We start from the raw sequence: 14,051 nt of genomic DNA on the forward strand, positions 1-14,051 counted from the left end.
ATGCACATTTGCCCACCCTTGCCCGGTGAGCGTCCATCCGCTCACCGGGCAGGGCCGTTCGTGTGACGGACCTTCCTACGAAGCCTCGTGCGGGGCGGAGTCCGGCCCGGAGTGCGGCTCCGCGTACAGCCCCTCGATCAGCTCCGCGTACTTCTCCCGGACCACCCGGCGGCGCAGTTTCAGGGACGGGGTCAGCTCCCCCGACTCCGGACCCCACTCACCGGTCAGCACCCGGTAGCGCTTGATCTGCTCGGTGCGGTTGAGCCGGGCGTTGGCGGCTTCGACGGCCCGGGCGATCTCCTCCCGTACGGCCGGGTGCGCGGCGAGCTCCTCGGGCGTGGCGGCCGCCGCGCCGTCGATGCCATGGGCCTGCGCCCAGGCCGGGCCGAGCTCGGGGTCCAGGACGAGGAGGGCGACGAGGTAGGAGCGGCCGTCGCCGTGCACCAGGGCCTGCCCGATCAGGGGGTGTTCCTTGACGGTGTTCTCCACCAGGGCGGGCGAGACGTTCTTCCCGTTCGAGGTGATGATCAGTTCCTTCTTGCGGTCGGTCAGCCAGAGGAACCCCGCCTCGTCGAGCCGCCCGATGTCCCCCGTCGGGAACCAGCCCTCCGCATCGGAGGCGCTCTCCACCGAACCGTCCGGGAGGAGGTACCCGCCGAAGACCGTCTCCCCGCGCGTGAAGATCTCCCCGTCCTCGGCGATCCGCAGCTCCAGCCCCTGGATCGGGCGGCCCACGGAGCCCAGCCGGAAGCCGTCCGGGCTGTTGACCGTGCACACGCCGGAGGTCTCGGTCAGCCCCCACGCGTCCATGATGGTGATCCCCCAGCCCGCCCAGAAGCGGACCACGTCGATCGGCATCGGCGCGGTCGCGCTGGCCGTCCAGACCAGGCGGTCCAGCCCGGCCAGGGTCAGCAGCGGGTCCAGCACCCGTTCCTTGGCCGCGGCGTACGAGGCTTCGAGCCCGGCCGGGACCTCCTCGCCGCGCTCCCGGTGGCCGGCCCGCTCCCGCGCCAGGTCGTTGGCGCCTTCGATGGCGCGGCGCTGCTCCTCGGGCAGCCGCCCGAGCACGGCCCGTACGGAGGCGGCCAGCTTCTCCCACACCCGGGGCACCCCGAAGAACTGCACCGGGTGCAGCTCGCGCACCGCGACCGATACGGCGGCCGGGTCGGCGCACAGCCGGACGTGGGCGGCCCGCAGGAGCGGGAGGTAGATGCCGAGGATCCGCTCGGCGATGTGGGCGAAGGGCAGGTAACAGAGGTGCTCGGCGTGCTCGGGCAGCTCGATGTGCCCGTCGAGGCGGACGGACTGGAGCACGATGTTGCGGTGGGTCAGGCGCACCCCCTTGGGGTCGCCGGTGGTGCCCGAGGTGTAGACGACGGTCAACGGGTCCTCGGGGCGGGACTCCCGCCAGGCCTTCTCGAAGGCCTCGGACCGGTGCAGGTGGACCCCGCCGGCGTACACCGACGCGTAGGTCGAGTGCGGGCCGGCCTCGGGGGCCTCGGCCACGACGAGCCGTTCCAGCGGGGTGCCGGGGTCGCTCAGCAGCGGCTCCCACCGGGCCAGCTCCCGGGCGCCCTCGACCACGGCGAGCCGGGCCCGGCTGTGGCGGGCTATGTGGGCGATCTGCTCGGGCGCGGAGGTCCCGTACACGGTGACGGGGACGGCGCCGAGGTGGACCAGGGCGAGGTCGGTGAGCCAGTGCTCGGGGCGGTTGCCCATCATCAGCAGGACGTGCTCGCCGCGTTCGACGCCCAGGGAGGCGTAGCCGGCGGCGAGGACGGCCACCTTGCGGCGGACGTCCGACCAGCTGAGGGTGGTCCAGGCCGTGCCGTCAGTGCCCTCGGCGCCCTCGCGCCACGAGAGGGCGGGCAGGTCGCCGTGCTCGGCGGCGTTGCGCGCCAGCAGGGCGGGCAGGGTGAGCTCGTCGGGAGGTGCGGGCAGGCGCAGTTTCGTGGGCATGGGCAGCTCCTTGCCGTTTCACATCGTTGGTGCGACAGCAATACTGTTGAACACGAACCGTGTCGACGCGCTGATCAGAGAGCAAGGCGGAAAGCCCATGACCACCCAGGCACCGGAGCCGGCGTCGCTGACCGTCGACGAACTGGCGGCCAGGGCGGGTGTGACCGTCCGCACCGTACGGTTCTACAGCACCCGCGGGCTTTTGCCCCCTCCCGTGATCGGACCCCGTCGGGTGGGCCGGTACGGCCCGGAGCACCTGTCCCGCCTCGCGCTCATCGAGGAGCTGCAGCACCAGGGCATGACCCTCTCCGCCATCGAGCGCTACCTCGACGCCCTGCCCGACGACCTGAGCGCGCACGACCTGGCCATCCACCGCGCGCTGGTGGCGACCTGGGCCCCGGACGCGGCGCTGGACTCCTCCCGCGCGGAGCTGGAGAAGCGGGCGGGGCGCCCGCTGACGGAGACCGACATCCGGCGGCTGACGGCCATGAACGTGCTGACGCCGACCCCGGAGGGCTTCCGGGTGGACGTGGGGCTGCTGCGGCTCGGGGTGGCGCTGCTCGACGTACCGATCGCCCACGAGACCATCCTGGTCGCGCGCGAGGTGCTGCTCGGGCACGCGCGGACGGCGGCGCACCAGCTGACCGCGCTGTTCCGGGACGAGGTGTGGGGGCCGTTCACGGAGGGCGAGAGCGATCCGGAGCGGGTGGAGTCGATGAAGGCGCTCTCGGCGCACATGCAGCCGATGGTGGTGCAGGCCCTGGTGACGGCCTTTCAGCGGTCGCTCAAGGAGGAACTGAAGGCGGCGTTCGTTCCGGAGCCGACCGGCTCGGAGTGAACGCCGCCCGCGGGTGCGGTGGTCGTCACCGGGATCAGACACCGCCTTCGATGATCGACCAGTCCGAGGAGACCTCGTTGAGCGAGCCGACGTTGGCGTAGCGGCCGCCGCTGAGCTTCGAGATCCAGGAGGTCCCGTCGGTCTTGTAGAAGAAGAGGCTGTCCGCGGTCCGGCCCACGATGTCCCACACGCCCGAGGTGCCGATCTCGCGGAAGTTTCCGACCTGGCCGTTGGTCGCCGTGGACACCTTGTACCGGAGTTGGGAGCCGTTGCTCGCCAAGCCCAGTATCGAGTCCTTGGTCGCGACCACGTTTCCCAGCAGCACGGTCCCGTCCCTGTTGGCCACGTTGGTGTAGACGCCGCCCTTGAGGCTCCCGTAGCCGAAATTCCTGCCCGCGGTGGCGAGCAAGGTGTCGCAGGAGGAGGCCATGGAGGTCCAGCCCGTGCTGAAGTTGTCGTACTGGCGCCCCTCCTGGTACCTGCCGTTCTTCAGGGTGCCCGTGATTCCGAAGCCGCTGCCGGAGTTGTAGAAGAGGATCGAGTCGCCCGACGCCTCGATTTGGGACCAGTCGGTCGAGAAGTCGTCGTAACTCTCGACCCGGGAGTACCGCCCCGCCTTGAAGGTGCCGGTCTCCCCCTCCCCGGTGTCGGCGTTGTAGAGCAGCAGCGAGTCGCGGCTCGCCGCGGCGTGCGTGTACCCGGTGGGAAGGTCGAAGTTCCCCGTGAAGCGGTACTTCCCCGCCGCCAGGGTGGCGGTCCCCGCCGAGCCGGTGTCCTTGTTGTAGAAGAAGATCGAGCTGTTGGGGACGGTCTGGTTGCAGAAGGGTGAAGCGGCGCCGGCGGGTGTGCCCGGCGCGACCAAAAGGACGGCCATCGCTGAAGTGGCAAGTGCGGCCACCAGGGATTTCTTCATGGTTTTCGCCGTTTCCTCGCACGTGGACAGGCGCCCCCCGGGGGCCGTCTCCAGGCGCTCCCCGCACCGCTCCCCAGCAAGGGACACGTGCCCTTTTTCAGCGTGCGCCGCCTCCGGCCCACACGCATCTCGGCTCCTCGACAGCCGCGGCGCCGCCCCGTAGGTTCGCGCCATGGCGATGATCTACAAGACCACGATGAAACCCGGAAAGCTGGAGCTCGTCTCCTCCTGGCTGCCGACGCGTCCTTGGTACGTGCCCACGGGGCAGGCGCCCGAACTGGACAGGTCGGGCGGCTTCCGGCTCGACGATCCGGAGGGCGAGGTCGGCATCGAGTTCATGGTGCTCACCGACCACTCGGGCGGCCGGGAAACCTCCTACCTCGTGCCCCTGACCTACCGCGGCGCCCCGCTCGACGGCGCCGGAGCCGCTCTGGTGGGCACCTCCGAGCACGGGGTGCTCGGCACCCGCTGGATCTACGACGGCGCCCACGACCCGGTGCTCATGGGCCAGTTGCTCGCACTGTTCCAGGGCCGCGCCGTGGCACAGGACCAGTGCGACAGCGGGGTCAGCGACCCCACGGTCACCGCGTGGTGCGACGGACCCGGGCTCCCGGCCGCCCTCCAGGGGTGGCCGGAAGCCACCGACACCGCGCGGGGCACGGACGTACGGCTGCCGGGCGGCACGGAATCCGGCACGGAATCCGGCACGGCGCCCGGCCTGACGCTCGCCCTGACGCGCGTCCTGCGGCCCGGGACCGACGAGCAGGCCGACGGCCCCGGGGCCATGGGGGCCCTCGGGGCCGTCGGCCGGCTCACCGCCGGCTGGACCACGCTGGACGGGGCGGCGTACCGGGGCCTGTTCGCAGAGCTGCGCACCGCCGGTCACGCCGCCGCCTGATCCCGAAACAGATCAGCCCGCCTACCGGTTCCTTCAGTCGGCGTACGTCTCTCCCCGCTCGGCCTTCTCCACCAGGGAGGCGGGCGGGGCGAAGCGCTCGCCGTACTTCTCGGCCAGCTCGCGGGCGCGGGCGACGAACCCGGCCGGTCCGCCCTCGTAGCCGTTGATGTACTGGATCACCCCGCCGGTCCACGCCGGGAAGCCGATGCCCATGATGGAGCCGATGTTGGCGTCGGCGTACGAGGTCAGGACCCCCTCGTCGAAGCAGCGGACGGTGTCCAGCGCCTCGGAGAAGAGCATCCGCTCCTTCATGTCCTCGAAGGGGATCTGGTACCCATCCTTGGTGAAGTGCTCGCGCAGCCCCGGCCAGATCCCGGCGCGCTTGCCCGCCTCGTCGTACGCGTAGAAGCCACCGCCGCCGCTGCGCCCGGGGCGCCCGAACTCGTCGACCATCCGGTCGATGACGGTGTCGGCGGGGTGCTCGGCCCACGCCCGGCCCTCGGCCTCGAAGGCCTTGCGGGTCTCGTTGCGGATCTTGCGGGGCAGCGTGAGGGTCAGCTCGTCCATCAGGGAGAGCACCTTGGCCGGGTACCCGGCCTGGGCCGCGGCCTGCTCGATGGACGCGGGCTCGATGCCCTCGCCGACCATGGCGACGCCCTCGTTGATGAACTGTCCGATGACCCGCGAGGTGAAGAACCCGCGCGAGTCGTTGACCACGATCGGGGTCTTGTTGATCTGCCGTACGAGGTCGAAGGCGCGGGCGATGGCCTCGTCGCCGGTGCGCTCGCCCTTGATGATCTCGACCAGCGGCATCTTGTCCACGGGCGAGAAGAAGTGCAGTCCGATGAAGTCCACGGGCCGCGAAACCCCTTCCGCGAGGCCCGTGATGGGCAGCGTGGAGGTGTTGGAGCAGAGCAGCGCGTCGGGGGTCAGGAACTCCTGGATCTCCTGGAACACCTTGTGCTTGAGGGCGGTGTCCTCGAAGACGGCCTCGATGACGGCGTCGCAGCCCGCCACGTCGGCGGCCTCGGCGGTCGGGGTGATCCGGGCGAGCAGCTCGGCGCGCTTGGCCTCGGTGGTACGGCCCCGGGACAGGGCCTTGTCGAGCAGCTTCTCGGAGTACGCCTTGCCCTTGGCGGCGGCTTCGGGGGTGACGTCCTTCAGCACCACCTCGATGCCCGCGCGGGCGCAGGAGTAGGCGATGCCGGCGCCCATCATGCCGGCGCCGAGCACGGCCACCTTGGCGACCTTGCGGGGCGCCACGCCCTGCGGGCGGCTGCGGCCCGCGTTGACGGCCCCGAGGTCGAAGAAGAACGCCTGGATCATGTTCTTGGCGGTCTGTCCGGTGACCAGCTCGGTGAAGTAGCGGGCCTCGATGGTCAGCGCGGTCTCGAAGTCCACCTGGGCACCTTCGACGGCGCAGGCCAGGATGTTGCGCGGAGCCGGGTACGGGGCTCCGTTGAGCTGCTTCTTCAAGTTCGCGGGGAAGGCCGGGAGGTTGGCGGCGAACTTCGGGTTCGACGGCGTGCCGCCGGGGATCCGGTAGCCCGGGACGTCCCACGGCTGCTTCGACTCCGGGTTCGCGTCGATGAAGGCGTGCGCCTTGGCGAGCATCTCCTCGGGCGTGGCGGCCAGTTCGTGGACCAGGCCGTTGCCCAGGGCGCGCTGGGGGGTGTACTGGGTCCCCTGCAGCAGCACCTTGAGGAGCGCGTCGGCGATGCCCATCAGGCGGACGGTGCGGGTGACGCCGCCGCCGGCCGGGAGCAGGCCGAGGGTGACCTCCGGCAGGCCGATCTTGGAGCCGGGCGCGTCGAGGGCCACCCGGTGGTGGGAGGCCAGGCAGATCTCGTAACCGCCGCCGAGGGCGGTGCCGTTGATGGCGGCGACGACGGGCTTGCCGAGGGTCTCGATGCGGCGCAGCGAGGCCTTGATGGCGGTGCCGGTGTCGAAGGCCAGCTGCGCGTCCTCGGGGCGGAGCCGGATCATGTCCTTGAGGTCGCCGCCCGCGAAGAAGGTCTTCTTGGCGGAGGTGAAGATGATGCCGCGGATGGAGTCCTTCTCGGCCTCGGCGCGGTCGGCGATCGCGGCGATGGAGTCCTTGAAGGCCTGGTTCATCGTGTTGGCGGACTGGTTCGGGTCGTCGAGGACCAGGGTGACGACGCCGGTCTCGTCCTGTTCCCAGCGGATCGTGGTGGACTCGCTCATGTTCGCAACTTCCGTGTCAGGGGTGGGATCAGGGATCAGGGATCAGGACGGGGTTCAGAGGCGTTCGACGATGGTGGCGACGCCCATGCCGCCGCCGACGCAGAGGGTGACGAGGCCGTAGCGCTTGTCCTGGCGCTCCAGTTCGTCGACGACGGTGCCGAGGATCATCGCGCCGGTGGCGCCGAGCGGGTGGCCGAGCGCGATGGCGCCGCCGTTGACGTTGACCTTGTCCAGGGAGACGCCCATGTCCTTGACGAAGCGCAGCACGACGCCGGCGAAGGCCTCGTTGATCTCGATCAGGTCGATGTCGTCGATGGTCAGGCCGGCCTTGGCGAGGGCCTTGCGGGTGGCCGGGGCGGGGCCGGTGAGCATGATGGTGGGCTCGGAGCCGGAGACGGCGGCCGAGACGATCCGGGCGCGGGGGGTGAGGCCGTTGCGCTCGCCCGCCTCGCGGGAGCCGATCGCGACGAGGGAGGCTCCGTCGACGATGCCGGAGGAGTTGCCCGCGTGGTGGACGTGGTCGATCTTCTCGACCCAGTGGTACTTCTGCAGGGCGACGGCGTCGAAGCCGCCGAGTTCGCCGATGTCCGCGAAGGAGGGCTTCAGCCGGGCGAGGGTGTCGGCGGTGGTGCCGGGGCGGACGAACTCGTCGTGGTCCAGGACCACCAGGCCGTTGCGGTCGGTGACCGGGACGACCGACTTGGCGAAGCGGCCGTCCTTGATGGCGGCGGCGGCCCGCTCCTGGGACAGGGAGGCGTACTCGTCCACGTCGCGCCGGGAGAATCCCTCGATCGTGGCGATCAGGTCGGCGCCGATGCCTTGCGGGACGAAGTCGGTGTCCCAGCCGGTCATCGGGTCGTTGAACCAGGCTCCGCCGTCCGAGGCCATCGGCACGCGGGACATCGACTCCACTCCGCCCGCGAGGACCAGGTCCTCCCAGCCGGAACGGACCTTCGCGGCAGCCATGTTGACGGCTTCGAGGCCCGAGGCGCAGAAGCGGTTCTCCTGGACGCCGGCGACGGTGTCCGGCAGCCCGGCGGCGATCGCCGCGATCCGGGCGATGTCGGAGCCCTGGTCGCCGACCGGGCTGACGACGCCGAGCACGATGTCGTCGATGGTGCCGGGGTCCAGGCCGGGGTTGCGCTCGCGCAGGGCGTGGATGAGGCCGACGACCAGGTCGATCGGCTTGGTTCCGTGCAGGGAGCCATTGGCCTTGCCTCGGCCGCGCGGCGTGCGGATCGCGTCGTATACGTACGCTTCGGTGCTCACTGGTCAAGCCTTTCGGGGGTGCGGAGGCGTGGGGAGGGTCAGGGAGGCGGGGGAAGGATCAGGGGGCCAGGAGAGGTCGGGGAAACCAGGGGGAGGTCGGCGGAGGTCAGGCCAGCAGGGAACGGCCGATGATCTCCTTCATGATCTCGGTCGTGCCGCCGTAGATGGTCTGGATGCGGCCGTCGGTGAAGGCCCGCGCGACCCGGTACTCGGTCATGTATCCGTATCCGCCGTGCAGTTGCAGACAGCGGTCGGCGACCCGCTTCTGGAGTTCGGTGGCCCACCACTTCGCCATCGAGGCGTGGACGTGGTCCAGTTCCCCGTTGGAGTGGTCGGTGATGCAGCGGTCGAGGAAGGTGCGGGTGACCGCGCACTCGGTGGCCATCTCCGCGATCTCGAAGCGGACGTGCTGGAGCTTGGAGAGCGGCCGCCCGAAGGCCTCGCGCTCCTTCACGTACTGCGTGGTGATCTCCAGCAGGTACTCGGCGGCGGCGATGCCGGCCATCGCGATGCCCATCCGCTCCTGCGCGAGGTTGGTCATCAGGTGGACGAAGGCGCCGTCGAGTTCACCGAGCAGGTTCTCCTTGGGGACGCGCACGTCGTTGAAGAACAGCTCGGCGGTGTCCTGCGCCTTCTGTCCGATCTTGTCGAGGTTGCGGCCGCGCTCGAAGCCCTCCGTGCCGCGCTCCACGACCAGCAGCGACATCCCGTGCGCCCCGCCCTCGGGGGTGGTCTTCGCGACCACGATCACCAGGTCGGCGAGGATGCCGTTGGAGATGAAGGTCTTGGAGCCGTTGAGCACCCAGTGGTCACCGGCGTCCTCGGCGGTGGTCCGGATGCCCTGCAGGTCGGAGCCCGCGCCCGGCTCGGTCATCGCGATGGCGGTGATGATCTCGCCGGAGCAGAAGCCGGGCAGCCAGCGGCGCTTCTGCTCCTCGGTGGCCAGCGAGGTCAGGTACGGCCCGATGATGTCGTTGTGCAGCCCGATGGCGAGCCCGGCGGCGCCCGCCCGGGTGAACTCCTCGGCGATCACCGCCGCGTACCGGAAGTCGGTGTTGCCGCCGCCCCCGTACTCCTCGGGGACGGCCAGGCCGAGCAGCCCCTGCCGGCCGGCGGCCCGCCAGGCCTCGCGGCTGACGATCCCGTCCTTCTCCCACTGTTCGTAGTGCGGCAGCACCTCCTTGGTGAGGAAGGTGCGGACGGTCTCGCGGAACGCCTCGTGGTCGGCGTCGAAAAGCTGGCGTTTCATTGCGAGGGCCCCCTAGAGCCAGTTCTTGACGGTTTCGACGAGCCGGGCCGGCTCGGGTCCCACGGGCGTGACGTTGAGCATGGTCACCCCGGCGGCCCGGAAGGCCTCGACGCGCTCGCGCACGTACCCCTCGGGCCCGCACAGCGTGGTGAGCTCGCACAGTTCGTCCGGTACGGCGGCCGCGGCATCGCGCTTGCGACCGGAGAGGTAGAGCTCCTGGATCTTCCGGGCCTCCTCCTCGTACCCGTAGGCGACGGCCAGGTCGTTGTAGAAGTTCTTGCCGACCGCGCCCATGCCGCCGACGTACAGGGCGATCTGCGGGCGGGCGAGGTCCCGCAGCTCCGCCGCGTCCTCGCCGATCGCGAGCAGTCCGCCCGCCACCGTCCGCAGCGGGCCCAGTTCCGGCGCGCGCAGGGCCGTGCCCTCGGCGAGCGCGCTCCCCCACACGGCGCCGGCCTTCTCCGGCACGAAGAGCGTGGGCAGCCAGCCGTCGGCGATCTCGGCCGTCATCCGCACGTTGGCGGGCCCGAGCGAGGCCACGTAGACGGGGATGTCCGCGCGGACCGGCCGGGTCAGCATCTTCAGCGGCTTGCCGTGCCGTCCGCCCTTCTCCGCGGGCAGCGGCATGTCGGTGATGCCGTGGTGGTCGATGGTCTCGCGGCGCCAGATGCGGCGGCACAGCTCGACCGTCTCGCGGGTCCGGCCGATCGGCTTGTCGTACGGCTTCCCGTGCCAGCCCTCGACCACCTGGGGGCCCGACGCCCCGAGGCCGAGCATCGCCCGGCCGCCGGACATCGCGTCCAGGCCCGCCGCGGTCTGGGCGATGAGGGCGGGGGTGCGCGAGTAGACGTTGAGGATGGCCGAGCCGATCTTCATCCGCTCGGTGCGGGCGGCCAGGTACCCCATGATCGTCGGGGCGTCGAAGCCCCAGGCCTCGGCCACCCACACGGCGTCGAGGCCCGCCGACTCAAGCTCCGCCGCGGCGTCGGCGGCGCGGCGCGGGTCGCCGGCGTAGTCGAGCATCATCGAGAGTTCCACCGGGCCTCAGCCCTCCTTGCCGAGCAGCCCCGGCACGCCCCAGTCGGCCGCCACCGACTCCGTGTGCGCGCCCGGCAGCGCGGGGCCGCCCACGACGGCGGCCGGGGTCGCGGAGAAGCGGGGCGCGGGGGCGGGCTGGGTGATCCCGGCGGCCTCGACGAAGGTGCCGCGGGCGGCCAGGTGCGGGTGGTGCGGGGCCTCGCGCAGCGAGAGCACGGGCGCCACGCAGGCGTCGGTGCCCGCGAAGACGGCCGTCCACTCCTCGCGGGTACGGGACTTGAAGCGCGCGGCGACGGCCTCGCGGAGCTCGCCCCAGCGGGCCAGGTCCTTGCGGGCGGGCGCCTGGTCCTTGATGCCGAGGAGCTCCACGAAGGTGTCGTAGAACTGCTGCTCCAGCGCGCCGACGGCCATGTAGCCGCCGTCGGAGGTCTCGTAGCTGCCGTAGAAGGGGCAGCCTCCGTCGAGGAGGTTGGCCCCGCGCCGGTCCTGCCAGCCGCCGGCCGCCATCATCCCGTGGATCATGGCGGTGAGGTGCGCGGTCCCGTCGACGATGGCCGCGTCGACGACCTGTCCGGTGCCGCCGGGGGTGCGGGCGTGCTGGAGGGCGGCGAGGACGCCGATGACGAGGTAGAGCGAGCCTCCCGCGTAGTCGCCGACCAGGTTGGCGGGGACGGCCGGGGGTTCGCCCGGGTTGCCGATCATGCCGAGGGCGCCGGTGACGGCGATGTACGCGATGTCGTGCCCGGCGGTGTGGGCGAGCGGGCCGTCCTGGCCCCAGCCGGTCATCCGGCCGTAGACGAGCCGGGGATTGCGGGCGTGGCAGTCGGCCGGGCCCACGCCGAGCCGTTCGGCGACCCCGGGGCGGAAGCCCTCGATGAGCACGTCGGCGCGCTCGACCAGGTCCAGCACGCGGGCCGGGCCGTCGGCGGACTTCAGGTCGACGAGGACGGAACGCTTGTTGCGGTTGGTGATGTCGTAGGCCGGGTTCACGGCCAGCCCGCCACCGCCGGGCCGGTCCACCCGCACCACGTCGGCTCCCAGGTCGGCGAGGAGCATGGCGGCGAACGGGCCCGGCCCGATGCCCGCCAGCTCGACGACGCGCACGCCCGCGAGCGGGCCCCCGCCGCTCCCCGGCACGTTCCCCGCCGCGTTCCCCGTCACTGCCATCGAGCCCCCAGCATCCGGTGGCACCACTGCCGCCACTGTGTGACACAACTGATGTAACACCAGTGATGCTAGGAACCTGTTCCACTGAGCACAAGAGCAAGCGCTTAGCCGGTTGCGGCGTTTCCCCCTGCATCGGGTCCGGCACCTGGTCCTGCACCGGGCCCGGCGGTCCGCGCGTCGAGCTCCTTGAGGTCCCGCTTGAGCGCGACGGTCCGGTAGCTCTCCTCCACCCACTCGCACAGCACCTCGGCGGAGGGCGCACCCTTCTCCCCCAGCGGCACGGAGACCCAGCCGGCCTTCCCCAGCCCGTATCCGGTCGGCTCCGCGCCGGGGGCGGTCATGGCGTGACCGTGCAGCGCCTCGTCCTTGAGCTTCACGGAGATCCCGGGCGACGGTCCGTCGGTGTTCCCGAGGAAGACGAAGATCTTCTTGTTGACCTTCACCACGCAGTCCTCGGGACCCCACGGGAACTCCTCCCGCGCCTGCGGCAGCCCCAGCGCGAACTCCCGGACCGCTTCCCACTTGCGCACCCCAGCCTTCACACGGACCTCCACTCACCGCGGGCCTCACCCGCTCGCACGGATCGTTCGTTCCCCACGCTAGACCGGCCTGCCGCGACGAGGCCGGAGGAATCGGACCACAGGCCCCAATCAGTGCAAACGCAAACAGATAAACCCGAGTGATCCGCGAGCCGGGGCTTCTGTAGTCTGAGCGGGCTTTCGGCCCTGTTCCAGGGCTCACAGACATTTGGGGGGGCTCGGTGTCTCATCGCCGACTCGTAGCATCCGCGACCATCCTCGCGGCAGGCATTTCTCTCATACCGGGGCTGGCCCACGCCGCCGATCCCGCGGCGGGCAAGCTGCAGGGCGTATCCAAGCCCGACCTGGACTCGGCCATCGAGGCCAAGACCACCAAGTTCGACAGCCCGGCCGACCGCTCGGTCAAGGTCCCGGCCGCCGGTAAGAGCAAGGCGGCCGGCACGCTGGCGGCCTCCGAGGGCAACCCGGACCTCGCGGTGGCCCTGCACGGCACCACGTTCAACGCGCACTCGCTCGAACTGAGCATGGGCGTCACGAGCGCGGACGTCGACGTCGAGCTCACCATCGACTGGGGTGACGGCACCTCCGGCACGGCGAGCGCCCACGGCACCGAAGCGGCGCACGTGGAGCACGTGTACCGCGAGGTCGGCACGTACACGGTCAAGGTCAAGGTGACCGACGCCGTCAACGGCGTCTCCGCCGAGAACTCCGTCGCCATCACCACCGAGGGCTCGGACTTCACCCCGTACACCCCGACCCGTCTGCTGGACACCCGTGCCGGCTCGAGCAGGGTCGCCCCGTACACCTCCGCGCGGGTGAAGGTCGGCGGCTTCGGCACCATCCCGGCCGGTGTGACCGCGGTGGCCCTCAACGTCACCGTCACCAACACCAGGAGCGGCGGCCACGTCACCGCCTTCGCCTCGGGCACCGACCGTCCGACCACCTCGAACCTCAACTACGAGCCCGGCCAGACGGTCCCCAACCTGGTCATCGTCCCGGTCGGCGCCGACGGCTACGTCGAGCTCTACAACGGCGGCTGGGAGCCGGTCGACCTGATCGCCGACATCACCGGCTACTTCACCCAGTCCGCCGCCAGCGGCTACACCGCGCTCGCCCCGGAGCGCCACGTCGACACCCGGGAGGGTCTCGGCACCCGCAAGGGCCAGGTCCCCGGCTACGGGACCATCACCACCACGATCGCGGGCAACCGCGGCGTCCCCGCCGGGGCCAAGGCCGTGGCGCTCAACGTGACGGTCACCAACCCGCGGAGCGACGGCCACCTGACCGTCTTCCCCGCCGGGAAGGCCGCGCCGAACGCGTCCAACCTGAACTTCAGCACGGGCCAGACCATCGCCAACGCGGTGATCGTCCCCGTCGGAACCGACGGCAAGATCAGCATCCGCAACGGCGGCTGGAACCCGGCCGACGTGATCGTCGACGTCGTCGGCTACTACAGCCCCGACAGCGTCAGCGCGTACCTCCCCTTCGACCCGGAGCGCGTGAAGGACACCCGCGAGACCAAGCCGCTGCCCGGCCGCTACTACAGTGCGCTCGGACTCGGCGACGGCTACCCGAACACCACGGCCTTCGTGCTGAACACCACGGTGACCAACCCCAAGGGTGCCGGCTTCCTCGCGGTCGCCCCGGACCCGAACACCGGCGCGGACTACGACAACGGGACCAACATCGAGGTGCCGATCCCGACCTCCTCGAACCTGAACTTCACCGCGAACAAGACCGTCCCGAACCTGGTTCAGGCGGGCCGCGGCAACACCGGCGTCATCGACTTCTTCAACTGGAGCGACGCCAACATCGACCTCATCGTCGACATCTTCGGCATCTACATGGACAACTGATCCACCGCTAAGCACGGGATTGGATCACAGTGCCCCGGGGGCGCGGCCGTACGGGCCGCTCCCCCGGGGCACCACCCGCCGTACACCGGGCCAGGGAGGGCCCCGTACGGCCACCCGCGG

General features: G+C 71.0%; 11 protein-coding genes. 3 read left to right on the plus strand and 8 right to left on the minus strand.

All coding sequences use genetic code 11. From position 1 onward, the window contains the following. Window positions 1-75: 75 nt before the first annotated feature. Complete coding sequence (locus tag OG898_RS34080; RefSeq protein ID WP_250740835.1) at window positions 76-1,959, minus strand: long-chain fatty acid--CoA ligase; 1,884 nt, start codon at window positions 1,957-1,959, stop codon at window positions 76-78. 97 nt (window positions 1,960-2,056) lie between these two features. Between OG898_RS34080 and OG898_RS34085 the strand changes: the two genes are divergently transcribed. After that, entirely contained in the window at window positions 2,057-2,797 is a 741-nt protein-coding gene (locus OG898_RS34085) for a MerR family transcriptional regulator (RefSeq protein ID WP_266962303.1), read from the plus strand. A 34-nt stretch (window positions 2,798-2,831) separates the two neighbouring features. On the opposite strand, the gene OG898_RS34090 is transcribed toward OG898_RS34085, so the two are convergent. Continuing rightward, the gene (locus OG898_RS34090; RefSeq protein WP_266962305.1) at window positions 2,832-3,710 is read right to left on the minus strand and encodes a hypothetical protein; all 879 of its coding nucleotides are present in this window, start codon (window positions 3,708-3,710) and stop codon (window positions 2,832-2,834) included. A 172-nt stretch (window positions 3,711-3,882) separates the two neighbouring features. Here OG898_RS34090 and OG898_RS34095 point away from each other — a divergent pair, with 172 nt between their 5' ends. Continuing rightward, window positions 3,883-4,608 carry a 1,4-alpha-glucan branching protein gene (locus OG898_RS34095; RefSeq protein WP_266962307.1) on the plus strand — a complete coding sequence of 242 codons (726 nt, stop codon included), beginning with the start codon at window positions 3,883-3,885 and terminating at the stop codon, window positions 4,606-4,608. Between the two features lie 33 nt (window positions 4,609-4,641). Here OG898_RS34095 and OG898_RS34100 read toward each other — a convergent pair whose 3' ends face one another. The 6 genes from OG898_RS34100 to OG898_RS34125 form a co-directional block, all read right to left on the minus strand. Beyond that, entirely contained in the window at window positions 4,642-6,813 is a 2,172-nt protein-coding gene (locus OG898_RS34100; protein ID WP_266962309.1) for a 3-hydroxyacyl-CoA dehydrogenase NAD-binding domain-containing protein, read from the minus strand. 54 nt (window positions 6,814-6,867) lie between these two features. Next, window positions 6,868-8,082 carry an acetyl-CoA C-acetyltransferase gene (locus OG898_RS34105; RefSeq protein WP_250740830.1) on the minus strand — a complete coding sequence of 405 codons (1,215 nt, stop codon included), beginning with the start codon at window positions 8,080-8,082 and terminating at the stop codon, window positions 6,868-6,870. Between the two features lie 106 nt (window positions 8,083-8,188). Next, window positions 8,189-9,331 carry an acyl-CoA dehydrogenase family protein gene (locus OG898_RS34110; protein WP_266962312.1) on the minus strand — a complete coding sequence of 381 codons (1,143 nt, stop codon included), beginning with the start codon at window positions 9,329-9,331 and terminating at the stop codon, window positions 8,189-8,191. 12 nt (window positions 9,332-9,343) lie between these two features. Continuing rightward, window positions 9,344-10,369 (minus strand): LLM class F420-dependent oxidoreductase, encoded by a 1,026-nt coding sequence (locus OG898_RS34115; RefSeq protein ID WP_266962314.1) that lies wholly within the window; start codon window positions 10,367-10,369, stop codon window positions 9,344-9,346. Between the two features lie 6 nt (window positions 10,370-10,375). Next, entirely contained in the window at window positions 10,376-11,536 is a 1,161-nt protein-coding gene (locus OG898_RS34120; protein ID WP_266962317.1) for a CaiB/BaiF CoA-transferase family protein, read from the minus strand. Between the two features lie 104 nt (window positions 11,537-11,640). Then, window positions 11,641-12,090 (minus strand): MmcQ/YjbR family DNA-binding protein, encoded by a 450-nt coding sequence (locus OG898_RS34125; RefSeq protein ID WP_266962319.1) that lies wholly within the window; start codon window positions 12,088-12,090, stop codon window positions 11,641-11,643. A gap of 206 nt (window positions 12,091-12,296) precedes the next feature. Between OG898_RS34125 and OG898_RS34130 the strand changes: the two genes are divergently transcribed. Next, window positions 12,297-13,931 (plus strand): PKD domain-containing protein, encoded by a 1,635-nt coding sequence (locus OG898_RS34130; protein ID WP_266962322.1) that lies wholly within the window; start codon window positions 12,297-12,299, stop codon window positions 13,929-13,931. Window positions 13,932-14,051 lie beyond the last annotated feature (120 nt).

Source organism: Streptomyces sp. NBC_00193, assembly GCF_026342735.1.
Classification (GTDB): domain Bacteria; phylum Actinomycetota; class Actinomycetes; order Streptomycetales; family Streptomycetaceae; genus Streptomyces; species Streptomyces stoeckheimensis.

Bases quoted from the DNA above. Each gene is read 5' to 3' on its own strand.
- OG898_RS34110 (WP_266962312.1), bottom strand. From the start codon at position 9,331: ATGAAACGCCAGCTTTTCGACGCCGACCACGAGGCGTTCCGCGAGACC.
- OG898_RS34095 (WP_266962307.1), top strand. From the start codon at position 3,883: ATGGCGATGATCTACAAGACCACGATGAAACCCGGAAAGCTGGAGCTC.
- OG898_RS34120 (WP_266962317.1), bottom strand. From the start codon at position 11,536: ATGGCAGTGACGGGGAACGCGGCGGGGAACGTGCCGGGGAGCGGCGGG.
- OG898_RS34080 (WP_250740835.1), bottom strand. From the start codon at position 1,959: ATGCCCACGAAACTGCGCCTGCCCGCACCTCCCGACGAGCTCACCCTG.
- OG898_RS34090 (WP_266962305.1), bottom strand. From the start codon at position 3,710: ATGAAGAAATCCCTGGTGGCCGCACTTGCCACTTCAGCGATGGCCGTC.
- OG898_RS34100 (WP_266962309.1), bottom strand. From the start codon at position 6,813: ATGAGCGAGTCCACCACGATCCGCTGGGAACAGGACGAGACCGGCGTC.
- OG898_RS34085 (WP_266962303.1), top strand. From the start codon at position 2,057: ATGACCACCCAGGCACCGGAGCCGGCGTCGCTGACCGTCGACGAACTG.